Below are 15,430 nucleotides of genomic sequence, written 5' to 3'. Positions count from 1 at the left end.
CGCGCGCCATGCGACGCATAGCCGGTCTCGTCGTCGGTCTGCTGCTCGCGCTTTCGCCGCTGGCTTCGGCCGGCGCCGAGGAGCGCATCCTGCGCTTTGTCTCCGACGTGAACGTGCAGAAGAACGGCGATCTCGACGTGACCGAGACCATCCGCGTGCAGGCGGAAGGCAACGAGATCCGCCGCGGCATCCTGCGCGATTTCCCGACCACCTACCGCGACGACAAGGGCGGTTCGGTCGTCGTCGGCTTCGACGTCGAATCCGTCACCCGCGACGGCCGGAACGAACCTTTCGCGATCGAGCAGCTTTCGAACGGCAAGCGCATCCGCATCGGCTCGGCCGACACGCTGCTTTCGCCCGGCCCGCACGATTATGTCATCCGCTACCGCACCACGCGCCAGATCGGCTTCTTCGACGGTTTCGACGAGCTCTACTGGAACGCCACCGGCACCGGCTGGACCTTCCCGATCGACGTCGCCGAGGCGCGGATCACGCTGCCGGAGGCGGTCCCCTTCGGCAACACGGCGATCTATACCGGCCAGCAGGGCGAGCGCGGCCAGGACGCCGAGGTCGTCTCGAAGGAGCCGGGACGGATCGTCTTCCGCACCACCGCGCCTCTCCCCGCCCACAACGGCCTGACCGTCGCCGCCGCCTGGCAAAAGGGCGTCGTCGACGCGCCGAGCCAGGGCCAGCGCACGGTCTGGTGGCTTCACGACAATATCGGCGCCATCTTCGCCCTGCTCGGCGCCGTCGGCGGGCTGCTCTATCTGTTCCAGGCCTGGCGCAAGGCCGGCCGCGACCCGAAGCCCGGCCCCGTCATTCCGCTGTTCACGCCGCCGGAGGGCCTTTCGGCCGCCGCGACGCGCTATGTCTCCGAAATGGGCTTCGACGACCGCGCCTTCACGGCGGCGATCCTCGATCTCGGCGTCAAGGGCCAATTGAAGATCGCCGACAGCGGCAAGACCCTGGTGGTGAGCCGCACGCCGGGCGGCAAGCCGATCGCGGCGCCGGAGACGGCGGCGGCGCAGGCGCTCTTCCGCAGCCGCGGCGAGATCTCGCTGGTGCAATCGAACCACGCGACGCTTTCGAACGCCAAGGCGACGCTGGCGAAGGGCCTCGCCAAGGCCTATTCCGGCACCGTGTTCAACATGAACAGCGGCTGGCTGACGGGCGGCGTGCTGATCGCGCTGGCCGCTTATGTCCTGGCCGCGATCGGCCTGGTCATCGCCATGGGCGAGAACGGCATGGTCGCCGCCTTTAGCCTGGTGTTCCTGTCGGTCCCCTCGATCGTCGTCGGCCTGACGCTGCGCTCGCTGCGCGGCAGCCCCTGGTACAAGCGGATCTTCGCCCTGCTCTTCACCGGCATCTTCGCGCTCGCCTTCGGCGGCGCCGGGCTCGGCGTCTTCCTGAGCGCCGTGCGCGGCCCGCTCGACCTCGCCGTGCTGGTGCTGCCCTTCGCGCTGCTGCCGATGCTGGCCTCCGCCTTCTCGTGGATGCGTTCGCCGACGCCGGAGGGCCAGAAGCTGCGAGACGCCATCGCCGGCTTCCGTCAGTATCTCGGCATCGCCGAGGAACATCGGCTGGAGATGCTGCATCCGCCGGAGAAGACGCCGGAGCTGTTCGAGCGCTATCTGCCCTATGCGGTGGCGCTCGACGTCGAGAATGCCTGGGCGAAGAAATTCGCCGGCGTGCTGGCGGCCGCCGGCGCCACGGCCGCGGTTTCAAGCTGGTATCTCGCCAGCAACAACCGCAGCGCCACCGACCTTGTCGACCGCCTTGGCTCCGGCCTGTCGCAGACGGTCGCCTCCGCCTCGACCGCCCCGGGCTCAAGCTCGGGCTCCGGCGGCTTCAGCGGCAGCAGTGGCGGCGGTTCATCGGGCGGCGGCGGCGGCGGAGGCGGCGGTTCCGGCTGGTAAAGGAACCGGTTCGGAGAGAAATCGACGCCCCCTGTCGAAAGCGGTATCGCCCGTTCGTCGCTCTTGCATAGCGCATCGTTTCGGGAGGGACCGAACCATGGACACACCGGCACTCAGAACCACAGCCATCCTCATCGCCCGGCTGATCTTCGGCGGCGTCTTCGTGATGGCCGCCACGTTCAAGTTCGTCGACATCAATGCGACCGCCGGCTACATCGCCTCGGCGGGCTTCCCGTTCCCGCTGTTCCTCGCCTGGGTCGCCGCGATCTTCGAGACGGTGCTGGCCCTGGCCCTGCTGACCGGGGCGTTCTTCTCGGAGGCGGCCCTGCTGGCGGCGGCGTACATCCTCTTCCTGGCGCTCGCCTTTCATGGCCCGTCGCACTGGAGCGGCAACCAGGTCGACTTCGGCTTCTTCGTCGACCACTTCACCTTCATCGCCGGCCTGCTCTTCGCCGCCGTGCACGGCCCCGGCGAAAAGCTGGCGCTGCGGCTGTCCCCGCTCGGGAGGGCAAGAACGTCCCTCACCTCTCCCTGAGCGAGTGCTTCGAGGCGGCCCTTCGGGCCTCCTCAGCATGTCGATGGTGAGGGGGCTGGAACGCCAGCTTGGGAAGCTGACGTTCCACCGCAGCCTATTTCTTCGCCTGCGGATGGCTGCCGGTGGCGACGCGGTGCTTGAAGCCGTCGAGGATCTTGGCCGCCAGCGCCTCGTAGTCGCCGTCGAAGTGGTGGCCGCCGGTCGTCTTGATCAACTCGACGCCGCTGCCTTCGAGCTTCGGACAGGCGGAATCGTCCTCTTCCTCGCCATAGACGCACTGCACCAGCGCCGGTTTGATCAGCTTCAGGTCCGGCAGGGTCTGGCCCTCGCTGGAACTGGTGCCGAGGAACTCGCCGACCGAAACCTCGTAGTCGACCGCCTCCGACAGGCCGAGCAGCGACAGCTGCGAGACCATGTCCTTGGCGTCGGGCGGCAGGCGGTTATAGGCGGCTGGCAGCACGTCGGCGCCGAAGGAATAGCCGATCAGGATGACATGATCGACGCCCCACCGCTCGGTATAGGCCTCGATGATGCGGGCGAGGTCTGCCGAGGTCTGCTCCGGGGTCTTCTTCGACCAGAAATAGCGCAGCGAGTCGACGCCGACGGTCGGGACGCCTTCCTTCTGAAGCGTCTCGGCGACAGACTTGTCGATGTCGCGCCAGCCGCCATCGCCCGAATAGACGATCGCCAGCGTGTCGAGCTTCGCAGTCGCCGGCAGCTCGATGAGTTGCAGGTCGGCGAGCGGGTCGGAATCGGTCGATTTCGGCACCAGGAGGTGCTGCAGGCGGTCGAGCAGCGCGGCGCGCGCATCACCCTGGACCGTCTTGTCCTTGAGCTTGAAGCCCTGCTTCTGCAGATCGGCGACATGCGCCTTGCCGTCGGCGGGTGCGGCGGCGGTGTAGATCACGTCGACCGGATTGGCGGGATCGCCCTGTTCCAGGCCATAGGTGACGCCGCCGGCGACTTCGGTGCGCGGTGCGTCGGTGCACAGCGCCTTGACCAGCGGCAGCGCGAGCGCCGGATCGACGGCGACGGTGCGGCCGACGGTGGCGTCCGGCGTCTGCGCCGCGAGGTCGAGCGCCAGCGCGCCGGCGGTGCCGATGCCGGCGATGACGGGCGAATGATAGATGTTGGTGCCGAGCTGGCGCTGGATCTGATGGCTCAGATCCTCGATGTCGCCGACGACGTAGACGCAGTCCTCGCCCTTGTCGGCCTCGAGACCCGCCAGGAACTTCGGCGTGTCGATGCCGACGACGATGGCGCCCGCATCCCGCAGGCTCTTGGCCGTGGTCTCGTCCTCGGGCGTCCAGCCCGTCTTGTCGGAGAACAGGAAGACGGCGCCGGTGACGGTCTCGGTCGGCAGCAGGATCTCCGGCTTGCCGAGCAGGCCGGTCGTGAAGCCGTCCGCCTTCGGCGCCGCGTCGGCGGCGGGCGCGTCCTGCGCCAGCGCCGGCAGCGGAGCGCAGGCAAGCACCGTCGCGAAGAGCCAATTCCGGATCATTTACCAACCACTCCCTTGAGCCCGCCACTGATCAGCACTGTCACGTCGGCCAGCGCGAGCGCCGGCGACATGCCCCCGGATACGGCGATGTACCGGGGCTGCCATTGGGGCTGGAACTTGGCCTTGAAGGCCCGCAGCCCATGAAAATTGTAGAAGCGTTCGCCATGCTCGAACACGGCCCGGCCCATCCGGTGCCAGAACGGCGCCGCAGGGCTCTCGGAAAGGCCGGAAAGCGGCGCCATGCCGAGATCGAAGCGGTGATAGCCCTGTTCCTTCAGATGCAGCATGAGGCTGATGAACAGGAATTCCATCGTGCCGGCAGGCACCTCCGGCTCGAACCGCATCAGGTCGATGGTCGCCTCCTGCTTCATCCCCGTCATCATCACGGTGGCGAAGGCGACGATGCGCCCGTCGCGCCGCACGATGGCGGCCGGCTGCGCCATCACATAGGCGCGGTCGAAGGCGCCGAGCGAGAAGCGCTTCTCGCGGGCGCGGTGCTCGGCGAGCCACAGATTGGAGATCCGCTGCAGGTCGTCGATCGACTGCTCGACCTGGTCCGGCTCGAGCAGCTCGAAGCTCAGGCCCTCGCGCTGGCTGCGGTTGAAGGCATGGCGCAGGCTGGCGCGCTTGGCGCCCTTCAGGTCGAAGTTCTGCAAATCGACCTGTGCCGCCTCGCCGAGCTTGTAGGCGCGCATGCCGGCATCGGCATAGAGCGCGAGGTTTTCCGGCATCACCTGGTAGAACATGGCGCGCCCGCCGGCCGCCCTCGCCATCTCGACGAACTGCCAGATCAGGCCCGGCCAGGACGAGCGCGGCCCGATCGGATCGAACAGCGCCACCCAGGAATGGGCCTGGCGGCCGAACATGATGAAGGCGCGACGATCATCCGAGAACAGAAGCGTCTTGTCGCCCATGCGAACGAGGTTGGCGTCGGGATGCGGCTGCGCCGCCAGGATCCGCACGGCTTCGGCAATCTCTTCCGGCTCGGGCTGGCCGGTCTTGCCCTTGGAGGCGCGCAGCAGCGACCACGCGGCGAAGGAGCCGGCGGCGATGACGACGCCGAGCAGCGCGCGCAGGCTGCGCGGCGCCTCTTCCGAGAACTCGAACTGCCACCAGAGCTGGTTCGAATATTCGACGTCGCTGTAGACGAAGAACATCACGGCCGCCGCCGTCACGATCACGGTGGTGATCGCCAGCAGCCAGCCGGGCGTCAGCCGCTGGTGCAGCAGCGAGGCCGGCCGATTGAACTCGCGCCGCGCCGCCAGCAGCGCGATGAACAGCAGCGCCAGCGCGATCGACTCGCTGATCGCGAGCGCCTTCAAGAGCGACAGCATGACCGCCGCACCGACGGCCACCACCGCGGCCCACCAGGCGCCGTCGAGCCGGTGCGCCAGGCCGCGCGCGATCACGATCAGGCCGAGGCCGAGCACGCTTTCGAGGAAGTGCGCGCCTTCGAGGATCGGCAGCGGCAGCAGGTCGGAGAGCAGGTCGAGCCGCTGGTCGGCGGCAGGCGTGACGCCGGAAAGCACGAGCACGGCGCCGAGGGCGAAGGTGAGCGTCGCCAGCACGCGCGGCGAAAGCTGCGCGCCGGCCCTAAGAACGCGCGAGGCCTGCGCCCCGGACGCGGCGCGGCGCACCTCCATGCCGGTGACGAGGCCGGAGGAGACGAGGAGCGGCACGCCGTAATAGATCACGCGGTAGAGGATCAGCGCCGACAGCACCTGATCGACCGAGGCGGTCCTGCCGACGACGGCGATGATCACCGCCTCGAACACGCCGAGGCCGGCCGGCACATGACTGGCGACGCCGAGGCCGATCGCTACCGCATAGACGGCGACGAAGGCCGGCAGGCCGACATCGGTCTGCGGCAGCAGGACCCAGAGCACCGCGGCGGCGGCCGAGACATCGACGAGGGTGGCGGCGAACTGCGCCAGCATGAGGCCGGGGCGCGGCAGCGGCACGGACAGGCCGCGCCAGCCGATGCGGCCATTGCCGAAGGCGGAATAGGCGAACAGGCCGGCCATCAGCACCAGGATGAGCCCGCCCAACACCCTGAGCAGGGTCGGCGGCAGCGACAGCGGATCGGCGAGATCATGGGCGGCGAAGGTGAGGCCGAGCCCGGTGACGCCCGCGAGGCCGATGCCGAAGGCGACGGTGACATAGGCGACCACCTTGGCGACGTCGGCGGGCTCGAAGCCGAGCCGGGCGTAGAAGCGGAAGCGGATGGCGCCGCCGGTCAGCGGGCCGAAGCCGGCGGTATTGCCCACCGCATAGGCGCAGAACGCCGTCAGCGCGACGATCGGATACGGGATCGCGCGGCCGAGATAGCGGAGCGCCGAGAGGTCGTAGATGCTGAGCGCGAGGAAGCTCAGCGCCGTGAAGCCGAGCGCGGCGGCGATCGCCCAGACGGGCGTCGCATGCAGCGTGTCGAGCACGTCATTGTAGTCGACCTCGGCGATCAGCTTCGAGATGGCGAGCCAGACGAGGACGACGACGACGATACCGGCGAGCGCGGTGATGGCCGGCCGCCAGGGCGTCAGAACGGCCTTCCAGCGCTCATAGTGGGAAGGCTCGACCTCGTCCGCCTCATTCGGGACGTTGAAGGCCTCGACATCGTCGGGCATGGCTTCCCGCCTCGACCCGGAAGAGTTCCGGCTTGCCGGACGGCTCTTCGCTTCCGGAGGGCTTTCGGCGTTCGGAACGGACATCATGGCGCTTTGGGTCATCGTGGACTTCGCAACTCCGGCCGGGTTCGGACCCATACGTCCATACCGCCGCAGCGCTGCCTTCTCCTTGCATCCTACAGCAAGCTTGAAGAGCTTCAATTCTGGCTGCATTGAGGCCGATGCGGACTTCCGGCCCACCCGCACAAAATATTGACATGTGATTAGGCGCCATATTAGAAGGCGCCATATGATTACGCTCGAACAGAAACACCTCGCACTTCTCGATGAAGCCCGGCAGCGCGGCCAGACCGACATCGGCAACCTGCGCCTGTGCTTCGAATTGCTGACCCTCGCGGCCGCAATCGATCGCGATTGCGCCGCGCGGCTGGCGCCGCATCAGCTTTCCGAGGGAAAGTTCGTGCTGCTCTTCCTGCTTCGGGATCGCCCGGACGGATTGTCGCCGCATGAACTGGCGGAACGCGCCGGCGTGACGCGGGCGACCATCACGGGGCTGCTGGATGGCCTCGAGCGCGATGGCTTCCTCGCCCGCCACGCCATGGCCGAGGACCGCCGGCGGGTCGCTGTTCGGCTGACCGGCAAGGGAGAGGAAATGGCGGCGACGCTGTTTCAGGAGCACACCCGCTGGATCGACACGCTGCTGGCGGATCTCAGCGACGACGAACAGCGCGTCCTCAGCGGTCTGCTGCGGCGCGTCTGGCTGGCGACGGATAGCGGATCCGGCGATCGCACTGCCTGACCCGCCCAATCGCAGCAGGCCCCTTTCGTCACGACGGGGGCCATGAGACGACCTACCCAAGGAACCAACAAATGACGCATTATCTGGCCGAGCTCTATTCGCCCAAGCCAGCCTGGATCGCACTCGATCCGGCGGACAAGCAGCAGTTCTTCGAGGCGATCGGCGCCGGCATGGCCGCCCTGTCGGAATTGGGCATCGAGGCCCTCGCTTTTGGCGAAACCGACGCGACCAAGCTCCGCCCGGCGTCGCAGTCGTTCTTCGCCATCTGGCGCCTTGCAGACGAAGCGGCGCTGGATGCGCTGCTCGACGGCATCGCGGCTTCCGGTTGGCACGCTTACTTCGACACGATCAATGCGGCGGGGCCCGCCACCGACCTCGTTCGCCACATGGGCAGACTGGCCGCCGCCACGGCCTGACAAGAAAAGAGCCGGGCGATGCGCATCGCCCGGCTCCTCGATCGGAACGCGCAGAACCTCGGGCGTCAGGCCCACTCGCCCTGACGCATGATCGGCTCGACGCTGCCATTGGCGCCGATGCCGTCGATGTCGATGTGGCGCGAGCCGATCATCCAGTCGATATGGATCAGGCTCTTGTTGGCGCCGCGCGCCGCCAGGTCTTCCGGGCTCATCGTGTCGCCGCCGCGAATGCACTTGGCATAGGCCTGGCCGAGCGCGATGTGGCAGGCGGCGTTCTCGTCGAACAGCGTGTTGTAGAACAGCAGCCCGCTGGCCGAGATCGGCGAGGAATCCGGCACCAGCGCCACCTCGCCGAGACGGCGCGCGCCCTCGTCCGTGTCCAGCACCTTCGACAGCACGTCGCTGCCCTTGCGGGCGGTCGCGTCGACGATACGGCCCTCCTCGAAACGCACCGAAATGTCCTCGATCAGCGTGCCCTGGTAGGAGAGCGGCTTGGTGCTGGTGACATGGCCGGAGACGCGGTTCTTGTGCGGCGTGGTGAACACCTCTTCCGACGGGATGTTCGGATTGCAGACGATGCCGTTCTTGGCCGTCGAGGCGCCGCCTTCCCACTCATGGTCGTCGGCGAGGCCGACGGTCAGGTCGGTGCCAGGACCGACGAAGCGCAGCGCCGAATAGCGCTTATCGTTCAGGAGCTTGGTGCGGGCATGCAGCGCCTTGTTGTGCTCGCCCCAGGCGGCGATCGGATCGACGAGGTCGACGCGCGAGGCGGCGAAGATCGCATCCCAGAGTTTCGCCACCGCGACTTCTTCGGTCTCGTTCGGGAAGACGGCGCGTGCCCATGCAGGCGACGCGAAGGAGGCAATCGTCCAGTTGATGTCGAAGCCGGCGATCAGTTCCAGCGCCGGCATGTAGGCCTTGGAGCGGGCGCGGTTGGCGCGCGACACCTTGTCGGGATCCTGGCCGGCGAGCAGCGACGGGTTCTCGCCGGCGATGGCGAGCCGCGCCGCGCCGTTGCGGAAGGCGGACGCCATGCCGTCGAAGAGCCAGCCCGAGGCGACGTCGAAACTGCCGTCCGGCGCGTGGCGATAGCGCATCAGCGTCGCCTCCTCGTCCGAGAACAGCGTCGTCACCAGCGAGGCGCCGGCCTTGTAGGCGTGCTCGGTGATCCGCCGCACCAGCGGCAAGGCGTCGAGCGACGCGGTCATCACCAGTTCCTGGCCCGGCTGCAGACCGAGGCCGACGCGCACGGCCACTTCGCCCAGCCGGTCGAGCTTCTGCTCGTGGGTGAGCGACGGGTCCTTGTTCAACTTGGTCATGGCAGAAACTCCGCTCTTCGTTTTCGTTCGAACGGTCCGCCCGGGCGGACCGAAGGGGAAGTCGATGGCTCCGGCGGGCGGGCTCAGGCGCGCGCCCGCGCACGGTGCTTGCTGACCGGCGCGCCGGCGTCATGCGGCAGCGCCAGGCTGTCATAGAGGCCGATCAGGCCGACGAGGCCGACGATCAGGAAGGCCACGTGGAAATCCCGCAGCGTCAGCCCCTCCATGTCGGGCGTCAGCCAGGCATCGGACAGGCGCAGGGCGATGGCGCCGAGCGCGATGCCGAGGCCGAAGGTGATCTGCTGCACCAGGCTGAACAGCATGTTGGCGCCGCTCATCCGATCCTGCGGCACGTCGACGAAGGCCATGGTGCCGATGGCGGTGAACTGCATCGAACGCGCCGCGCCGCTGAAGAACAGCACCACCATGATCACCGGCCACGGCGTTGCCGGCGTCAGCAGCGCGCAGCCGAGCAGGGTCGCGACGAAGAACAGGCCGTTGCCGATCAGCGTGTTGCGGAAGCCGAAGGTCCGCAGCACCAGGCCCGTGAAGGGCTTCATGGCGAGGTTGCCGGCGAACAGCGCCAGCACATAGAGGCCGGCCTGGAACGGATCGAGGCCGAAGCCGAGCTGGAACATAAGCGGCAGCAGGAACGGCACGGCGCTAACCGCGGTTCGGAACAGCGAGCCGCCCTTCATGGTGACGGCGAAGGTCTGGATCGTCAGGCCGTAGAGGTCCGGCAGGGGATGCGGGTGGCGGCCGGAATGGCGCAGCGCGATCCAGAAGAACAGCGCGCTCGCGACGGGAATGCCGGCGCCGACGACCCAGTCGACATGGCTCTGGCCGACCAGGTCGAGCCCGTACATCAGCCCGGCGCAGGCGAAGCTGGTCAGGAGGAAGCCGATCCAGTCGAAGCCCTGGCGGGCGTCGCCGCGCTCGTTCGGAATGAGCCAGAAGGAGAGCGCCAGTGCGACGATGCCGATCGGCACGTTCAGGATGAAGATCCAGTGCCAGGACGCGTAGGTGGTGATGAAGCCGCCGAGCGGCGGGCCGAGGATCGGCGCCGACAGCGCCGGCCAGGTCAGGACCGCGATCGCCCGCATCAAGTCGCTCTTCGAGGTGTTGCGCAGCACGACCAGGCGACCGACTGGCACCATCATCGCGCCGCCGACGCCCTGCAGCGTGCGCGCCAGCACGAAGGTAAGGACGGAGTCGCTCAAGGCGCAGAAGACCGAGGCTAGCGTGAACACGGCGACCGCCGAGGCGAACACCGTGCGGGCGCCGAACCGGTCCGCCATCCAGCCGCTCGCCGGGATGAAGATCGCCAGCGTCAGCATGTAGACCGACATGCCGATGTTGAGGTCGACCGGGGCGACGCCGAAGGAATGCGCCATCTGCGGCAGCGAGGTCGCGATGACCGTGCCGTCGAGGTTCTCCATGAAGAACGCTCCCGCGACGAGCAGGGCGATCCATGTCGATCTATGGGTCGAGGTCTGGGATGGGGCGGAGGTCATGCCGGCCGACGGCGCAGGAGAGGACGAAAGGCGACGTGATGCCAGCCGGCGACACATCGAACCTCCGAGTCATCGCGCTTTCGGCCGGCGAGCACAAGCGGAATGCGGCGCGACAATCGCGCCGCTCCCCGTTCGCGCATCAGCCGTGCGGGTTCTCCACACGCGGCCAGATCGGCCGGTTCAGCTTGCGATAGTCGGTGACGCGCGGGTTCGACGGATAGGGCGCGCCGGCGTCGATATAGAGGATTTCCGCCGCGATCGGCAGAAAGCCGGCGTGGAAATGGTTGGTCGACTTGACCAGCAGCATGTCCTTCTTCAGCGGGTCGAGGCCTAGATTGGAATAAACGTCCGGCTCGAAGGTCTGCGTGCGGTTGGTGTTGAGGATCACGTCGATCTCCGTGCCGAGAAGACGCACCCAGGCTGTCGGCCCGAGCGTCACGCGGCTGGCGCCGAAGCTCTGCCAGCTTTCCGGAACCGCGCGGATCACCTCGACCATGGCATCGACCGGCGCGCCGCCGTCCGGGCCCGCCTTGCCGCCGAAGCGAAGCTGGATCTGCGCGCCCTCGCCTGCCGCCAGGCAGAAGGTGACGGCGAGCGGATCCCAGATTGTCGCGACGGCGATGTTGTCGATGCCGCGCTCGAGAATGCGATGCAGGATCAGCGTGCCGTCGCCGGCGACGCCGCCGCCCGGATTGTCCCAGGTGTCGGCGATCACCACCGGCTTGCCGGGCTTCGCCGCCACCAGCTCCAGCGCCTTGTCGAGGCCGGCATCGATGCCGAGCTGCGGCATCATCGTCTTGCCGCGCAGCGAGAAGATCTCCATGCCGAGCTTTTCGGCCAGCGCGTCGCCCTCGGCCTTGCGGTCGTCGGTCACCACCAGCATCCGGGTGCCGAGCTCCGGCACGTCGCCGGCCATGAAGCCGTGGATCAGCGACACCGACAGGATGCCGTCCTTGCCGTGCATCGCCTTCATCCGGTCGACGAAGGAGCGCATCGGCTCGCGGCTGGTCGGAAACACGTCGATCATCCGGCAGTCGAAGGTCGAGATCACCGGCTTGATCTCGCCGCGCAGCGCGCGGATGGCGAGATCGACGACGTGCTCGCCGCGCTCGTAGAAGTCCGTGTGGGGGAATTCGAGGAAGGCGGCGAGGATGTTCGAGTTCGCCACCCGCTTCGGCGTCAGGTGGCTGTGCGGGTCGAGCTCGGCGGCGATCAGCACGTCCGGCCCGACGATCTCGCGGATGCGGGCGAGCAGGTCGCCCTCGGGGTCGTCATAGCCCTGCGCCACCATTGCGCCGTGCAGGCCGAGCACGACCGCGTCGACCGGCATCGCGGCGCGCAGCTGGTCGAGGATCTCGTCGCGCAGTCCCTCGAAGGTGGCGCGCTGCAGCAGGCCGCCCGGCTCGGCCCAGGTCGCGGTGCCCTCGACGAGGTCGATGCCGTCCGCCTTCGCCCGGCGGCGCAGCGCCACGATCGGCGACGAGCAGAGCGTCGGCGTCTCGGGGTGCTGCCCGGGTCCCGCATAGAACGCCATCTCGAAACTGGCCCGGTCAGTGGGGACGGGCGAGAACGTGTTGGTTTCGGTCGCGAGCGAAGCGGCGAAGATGCGCATGACTGGAGAGATCCGGGCTCATGGGCGCGGGATCGGCGATCCCGGCGCGATCGGGAAAGAAAAAAAGGCCCCGGCGGAGCCGGAGCCTGGTTCTATGTCAGCTCTGGGGAGCGTAGGCGATGGCTTCGATCTCGACCTTGATGTCGATCATCAGCCGCGCCTCGACGGTGGTGCGGGCCGGCGGCTCGGTCGGGAAGAAGGTGGCGTAGGTCTTGTTGAAGCCGCCGAAGTCGCGCGCGTCAGTGATGATGACGAAGGTCTTCACCACCTGGTCCATGGTGCAGCCAGCGAGCGCCAGCGCGGCCTTGACGTTCTCGAGCGTCTGCCGGGTCTGCGCCTCGATACCGCCGGCGACGACGGTGCCGGTCGAATCCGTCGGCACCTGGCCGGAGACATAGACGAAATCGCCCGCGCGCACGGCCGGCGAGAGCGGCACATGCGAGGCGCCGTAGACGGTCTTCAATTTGCTCATGAAACAAGCCCCTTCTGCATTGTGGAACGCCCGCCGGGCGGGCGATGGACCAGCGCTGTGTAGCGGCGGCGAAGCTAGAGGAAATCGTTCCGATTATCGACAGGAAAGCGGCAAAATCCGCCATCCCGCCGGTTGCTTTGTCCGCCGATCCGGCCGAGCCTTGCCCAGGGTCCGTATTCGATTGGAACGAAGGGACGGCGATGTTTGGACTGAACGACAAGCATGTTGTGATCAGCGGCGCGGGCGGCGGCATCGGCCGATCGCTGGTCGCCGCGTTTCAGGCGGCCGGGGCGCGCGTGACCGCCTGCGACCGCGATGCGGGACTGCTCGAGCCCCTCGAGGGTGTGGCGAAATACGTGTTCGAGCTGACCGAACCGGAGGCGACCGAGCGCGCCGTGGCCGAGATCGTCGCCAAGGAAGGCACGCCGGACGTGCTCGTCAGCAATGCCGGCTTCAGCCGCGCCGAGACGATGGAGCAGGTCAACCGCCAGAGCTGGGACCAGGAAGTCGACATCAACCTGACCGGCAGCTTCAACCTGATCGACCCGACCATGAAGGCGATGATCGCCAATGGCGGCGGCGCGATCGTCATGACCTCGACCGTCAACGCCCTCTCGCACTACGGCAACCCCGCCTATGCGGCTGCCAAGGCAGGCCTCGTCGCCTATATGCGGGCGATCGCCGTCGAGAATGGCCGCCACAACATCCGCGCCAACTGCATCTGCCCGGGCTCGGTGCGCACGCCGGCCTGGGATCACCGCGTCGAGAAGGATCCGGGCCTGCTGACCAAGGTCGTGGCGCATTATCCGCTCGGCAGGCTGACCATGCCGGCCGATGTCGCCAATGCCGCCGTCTTCCTGGCCTCGCCGCTCGCCGGCGCGATCACCGGCGTCGCCCTCCCCGTCGACGCCGGGCTGACCGCCGGCAATCTGCGCTTCATCCGCGACGTGTTCTGAGGAACCGGGGCCCATCTTCAACATCCATTCGCCGCCCGGCGACATGGCGAGGACATCATGCCGAGACATATCGATACGCTCCAGACCCCCTGCGTCCTGGTCGATCTCGACCGGGCCGAGGCCAATCTCCAGCGCGCGCAGGACTATGCCGACGCACATGGCGTCCGCCTCAGGCCGCATATCAAGACCCACAAGCTGCCCTTCTTCGCCAAGCGGCAGCTGGAGCTGGGAGCGATCGGCATCACCTGCCAGAAGCTGGGCGAAGCCGAGGTGATGGCCGATGCGGGCATCGAGGACATCTTCCTGCCCTACAACATCATCGCGCCGGAGAAGCTCTATCGGCTGAAGGAACTGGCGAAGCGCGTGACGCTCTCCGTCACCGCCGACAGCGCCTTCGTCGTCGATGGCTACGCCGAGACCTTCGCCGACAGCGCCCATGCGCCGCTCAACGTGCTGGTCGAATGCGATAGCGGCGCGGGCCGCTGCGGCGTGCAGACGCCGGATGCCGCCGTCGCCCTCGCCCGACTGATCGCCGGCAAGCGCGGCCTCGTTTTCGGCGGCCTTATGACCTATCCGCCGGCCGGCGACGCCCCCGGCGCGCGCAAGTGGCTGGAAGAGGCGGCCGAGAAGCTGGCCGAGGCCGGCCTGCCGGCCAAGACGATCTCGACCGGCGGCACGCCGGACATCTGGCGCGCCCATGAAACGACCATCGCCACCGAGTATCGCCCCGGCACCTACATCTACTACGACCGCTCGCTGGTGGCCCGCGGCGTCGCGACTGTCGAGGACTGCGCGCTCAACGTGCTCGTCACGGTCGTCAGCCGCCCGACCGAGACCCGCGCCATCATCGACGCCGGCTCGAAGGCGCTGACCAGCGACCTGCTCGGCATGGCCGGCTACGGTCAGGTGCTCGGCTATCCGGACGCGGTGATCTACGGATTGAGCGAGGAGCACGGCAACATCGACTTCACCGCCTCGGCGACGAAGCCGAAGGTCGGTGAGCGTCTGCGCATCCTGCCGAACCACGCATGCCCGGTCTCGAACCTGTTCGACCATGTGAATCTGGTCTCGGGCGACCATGTCGTCGAGACGATCGAGGTCGCGGCGCGCGGCCGCGTCGACTGATCCAGGCGCCTCTCGCCGCTTCACGGAAGCAGCGGGAGGCCGCCCTCGCCGTTCACGGCGCGAATCGGCGTGTGGTCACTCGCCTTCGGCGACGTAGGCGCGCAGCCTGTCGGCTTCGGTCGTGAGGCGCCGCCGCATATCGGTCAGAAAAGAGAGATTGTGGTGGATTTCCTCGACCCGGCGATCGCCGCGGACGAGGATCCGCTCGGCGTCGGCCAGGATCGCCGCGTCGCGGGCGCTGTCGTCCGTCTCGCCTTCGATCATGTCGCCATAGAGAAACGCGGCGCGCGAACGCGCATCCTCGATCCGGGCCGTCAGTCCGATCAGTTCCTGCTCGATCTCCCCGATCACCTTGGAGATCGAGTTCTGAATCGTCGTGAGGCGTTCGACATCGCTGCGAACATCGCGTTCCTTGGAGCGAAATCGAGGGAACAGCACGCAAATTCTCCGGTAGGGCTCGAGGTTGCAACCTAGCCTCGAATCGTCTGCCACAATAATGCCGCATCGCTTTCTGATGGGCGAGCAGGAAACGACCATCCGGTCGGATCCGTTGCCTTTGCGTCGCCGTTGCCGCGCCGCCAAGGCTGCGTTATTCCGGGGCCGGACGCGTTCACCACGGCGCCCCCCACCGTGACGTCCGG

At 67.8% G+C, this 15,430-nt stretch carries 13 protein-coding genes; 6 read left to right on the top strand and 7 right to left on the bottom strand.

All coding sequences use genetic code 11. The features are described 5' to 3' along the window. The first annotated feature begins 8 nt into the window (after positions 1-8). Positions 9-1,916: a DUF2207 domain-containing protein gene (locus tag WFK98_RS23100; RefSeq protein ID WP_336801940.1), complete on the top strand. Its 1,908-nt coding sequence runs from the start codon at positions 9-11 to the stop codon at positions 1,914-1,916. Positions 1,917-2,013: 97 nt separating this feature from the next. Then, entirely contained in the window at positions 2,014-2,451 is a 438-nt protein-coding gene (locus WFK98_RS23095) for a DoxX family protein (RefSeq protein ID WP_266341212.1), read from the top strand. Between the two features lie 94 nt (positions 2,452-2,545). Here the strand turns inward: WFK98_RS23095 and WFK98_RS23090 are convergent, their stop codons facing one another. Continuing rightward, a complete protein-coding gene (locus tag WFK98_RS23090; RefSeq protein WP_336801939.1) occupies positions 2,546-3,952 on the bottom strand; it encodes a virulence factor family protein in 1,407 nt (468 codons plus the stop codon). Further along, positions 3,949-6,576: a bifunctional lysylphosphatidylglycerol flippase/synthetase MprF gene (gene mprF / locus WFK98_RS23085; RefSeq protein ID WP_336801938.1), complete on the bottom strand. Its 2,628-nt coding sequence runs from the start codon at positions 6,574-6,576 to the stop codon at positions 3,949-3,951. Before mprF ends, WFK98_RS23090 begins: the two co-directional genes overlap by 4 nt. A gap of 289 nt (positions 6,577-6,865) precedes the next feature. Between mprF and WFK98_RS23080 the strand changes: the two genes are divergently transcribed. After that, a complete protein-coding gene (locus tag WFK98_RS23080) occupies positions 6,866-7,375 on the top strand; it encodes a MarR family winged helix-turn-helix transcriptional regulator (RefSeq protein WP_336801937.1) in 510 nt (169 codons plus the stop codon). A gap of 71 nt (positions 7,376-7,446) precedes the next feature. Next, positions 7,447-7,791, top strand: a complete 345-nt coding sequence (locus WFK98_RS23075; protein ID WP_336801936.1) for a DUF6616 family protein — start codon at positions 7,447-7,449, stop codon at positions 7,789-7,791. Between the two features lie 65 nt (positions 7,792-7,856). Here the strand turns inward: WFK98_RS23075 and WFK98_RS23070 are convergent, their stop codons facing one another. The 4 genes from WFK98_RS23070 to WFK98_RS23055 form a co-directional block, all read right to left on the bottom strand. Further along, positions 7,857-9,110 (bottom strand): aminopeptidase, encoded by a 1,254-nt coding sequence (locus WFK98_RS23070; protein WP_336801935.1) that lies wholly within the window; start codon positions 9,108-9,110, stop codon positions 7,857-7,859. Positions 9,111-9,193: 83 nt separating this feature from the next. Further along, positions 9,194-10,624 (bottom strand): MFS transporter, encoded by a 1,431-nt coding sequence (locus WFK98_RS23065; RefSeq protein WP_336801934.1) that lies wholly within the window; start codon positions 10,622-10,624, stop codon positions 9,194-9,196. Between the two features lie 139 nt (positions 10,625-10,763). Beyond that, positions 10,764-12,236 carry a M81 family metallopeptidase gene (locus WFK98_RS23060; protein WP_336801933.1) on the bottom strand — a complete coding sequence of 491 codons (1,473 nt, stop codon included), beginning with the start codon at positions 12,234-12,236 and terminating at the stop codon, positions 10,764-10,766. Between the two features lie 97 nt (positions 12,237-12,333). Beyond that, positions 12,334-12,708 carry a RidA family protein gene (locus WFK98_RS23055; RefSeq protein ID WP_266340987.1) on the bottom strand — a complete coding sequence of 125 codons (375 nt, stop codon included), beginning with the start codon at positions 12,706-12,708 and terminating at the stop codon, positions 12,334-12,336. 200 nt (positions 12,709-12,908) lie between these two features. Between WFK98_RS23055 and WFK98_RS23050 the strand changes: the two genes are divergently transcribed. After that, the gene (locus tag WFK98_RS23050) at positions 12,909-13,664 is read left to right on the top strand and encodes an SDR family oxidoreductase (RefSeq protein WP_266340988.1); all 756 of its coding nucleotides are present in this window, start codon (positions 12,909-12,911) and stop codon (positions 13,662-13,664) included. A gap of 57 nt (positions 13,665-13,721) precedes the next feature. Next, the gene (locus tag WFK98_RS23045; protein ID WP_336801932.1) at positions 13,722-14,789 is read left to right on the top strand and encodes a D-TA family PLP-dependent enzyme; all 1,068 of its coding nucleotides are present in this window, start codon (positions 13,722-13,724) and stop codon (positions 14,787-14,789) included. Positions 14,790-14,864: 75 nt separating this feature from the next. On the opposite strand, the gene WFK98_RS23040 is transcribed toward WFK98_RS23045, so the two are convergent. Then, entirely contained in the window at positions 14,865-15,371 is a 507-nt protein-coding gene (locus tag WFK98_RS23040) for a hypothetical protein (RefSeq protein ID WP_266340990.1), read from the bottom strand. Between the last annotated feature and the right edge of the window lie 59 nt (positions 15,372-15,430).

Origin of the sequence: Kaistia sp. MMO-174 (genome assembly GCF_037147815.1) — a bacterium.
Taxonomy (GTDB): domain Bacteria; phylum Pseudomonadota; class Alphaproteobacteria; order Rhizobiales; family Kaistiaceae; genus Kaistia; species Kaistia nematophila.
Note: the sequence above shows the minus strand (reverse complement) of the source record. Positions and strands in the feature narration are given on the sequence as shown.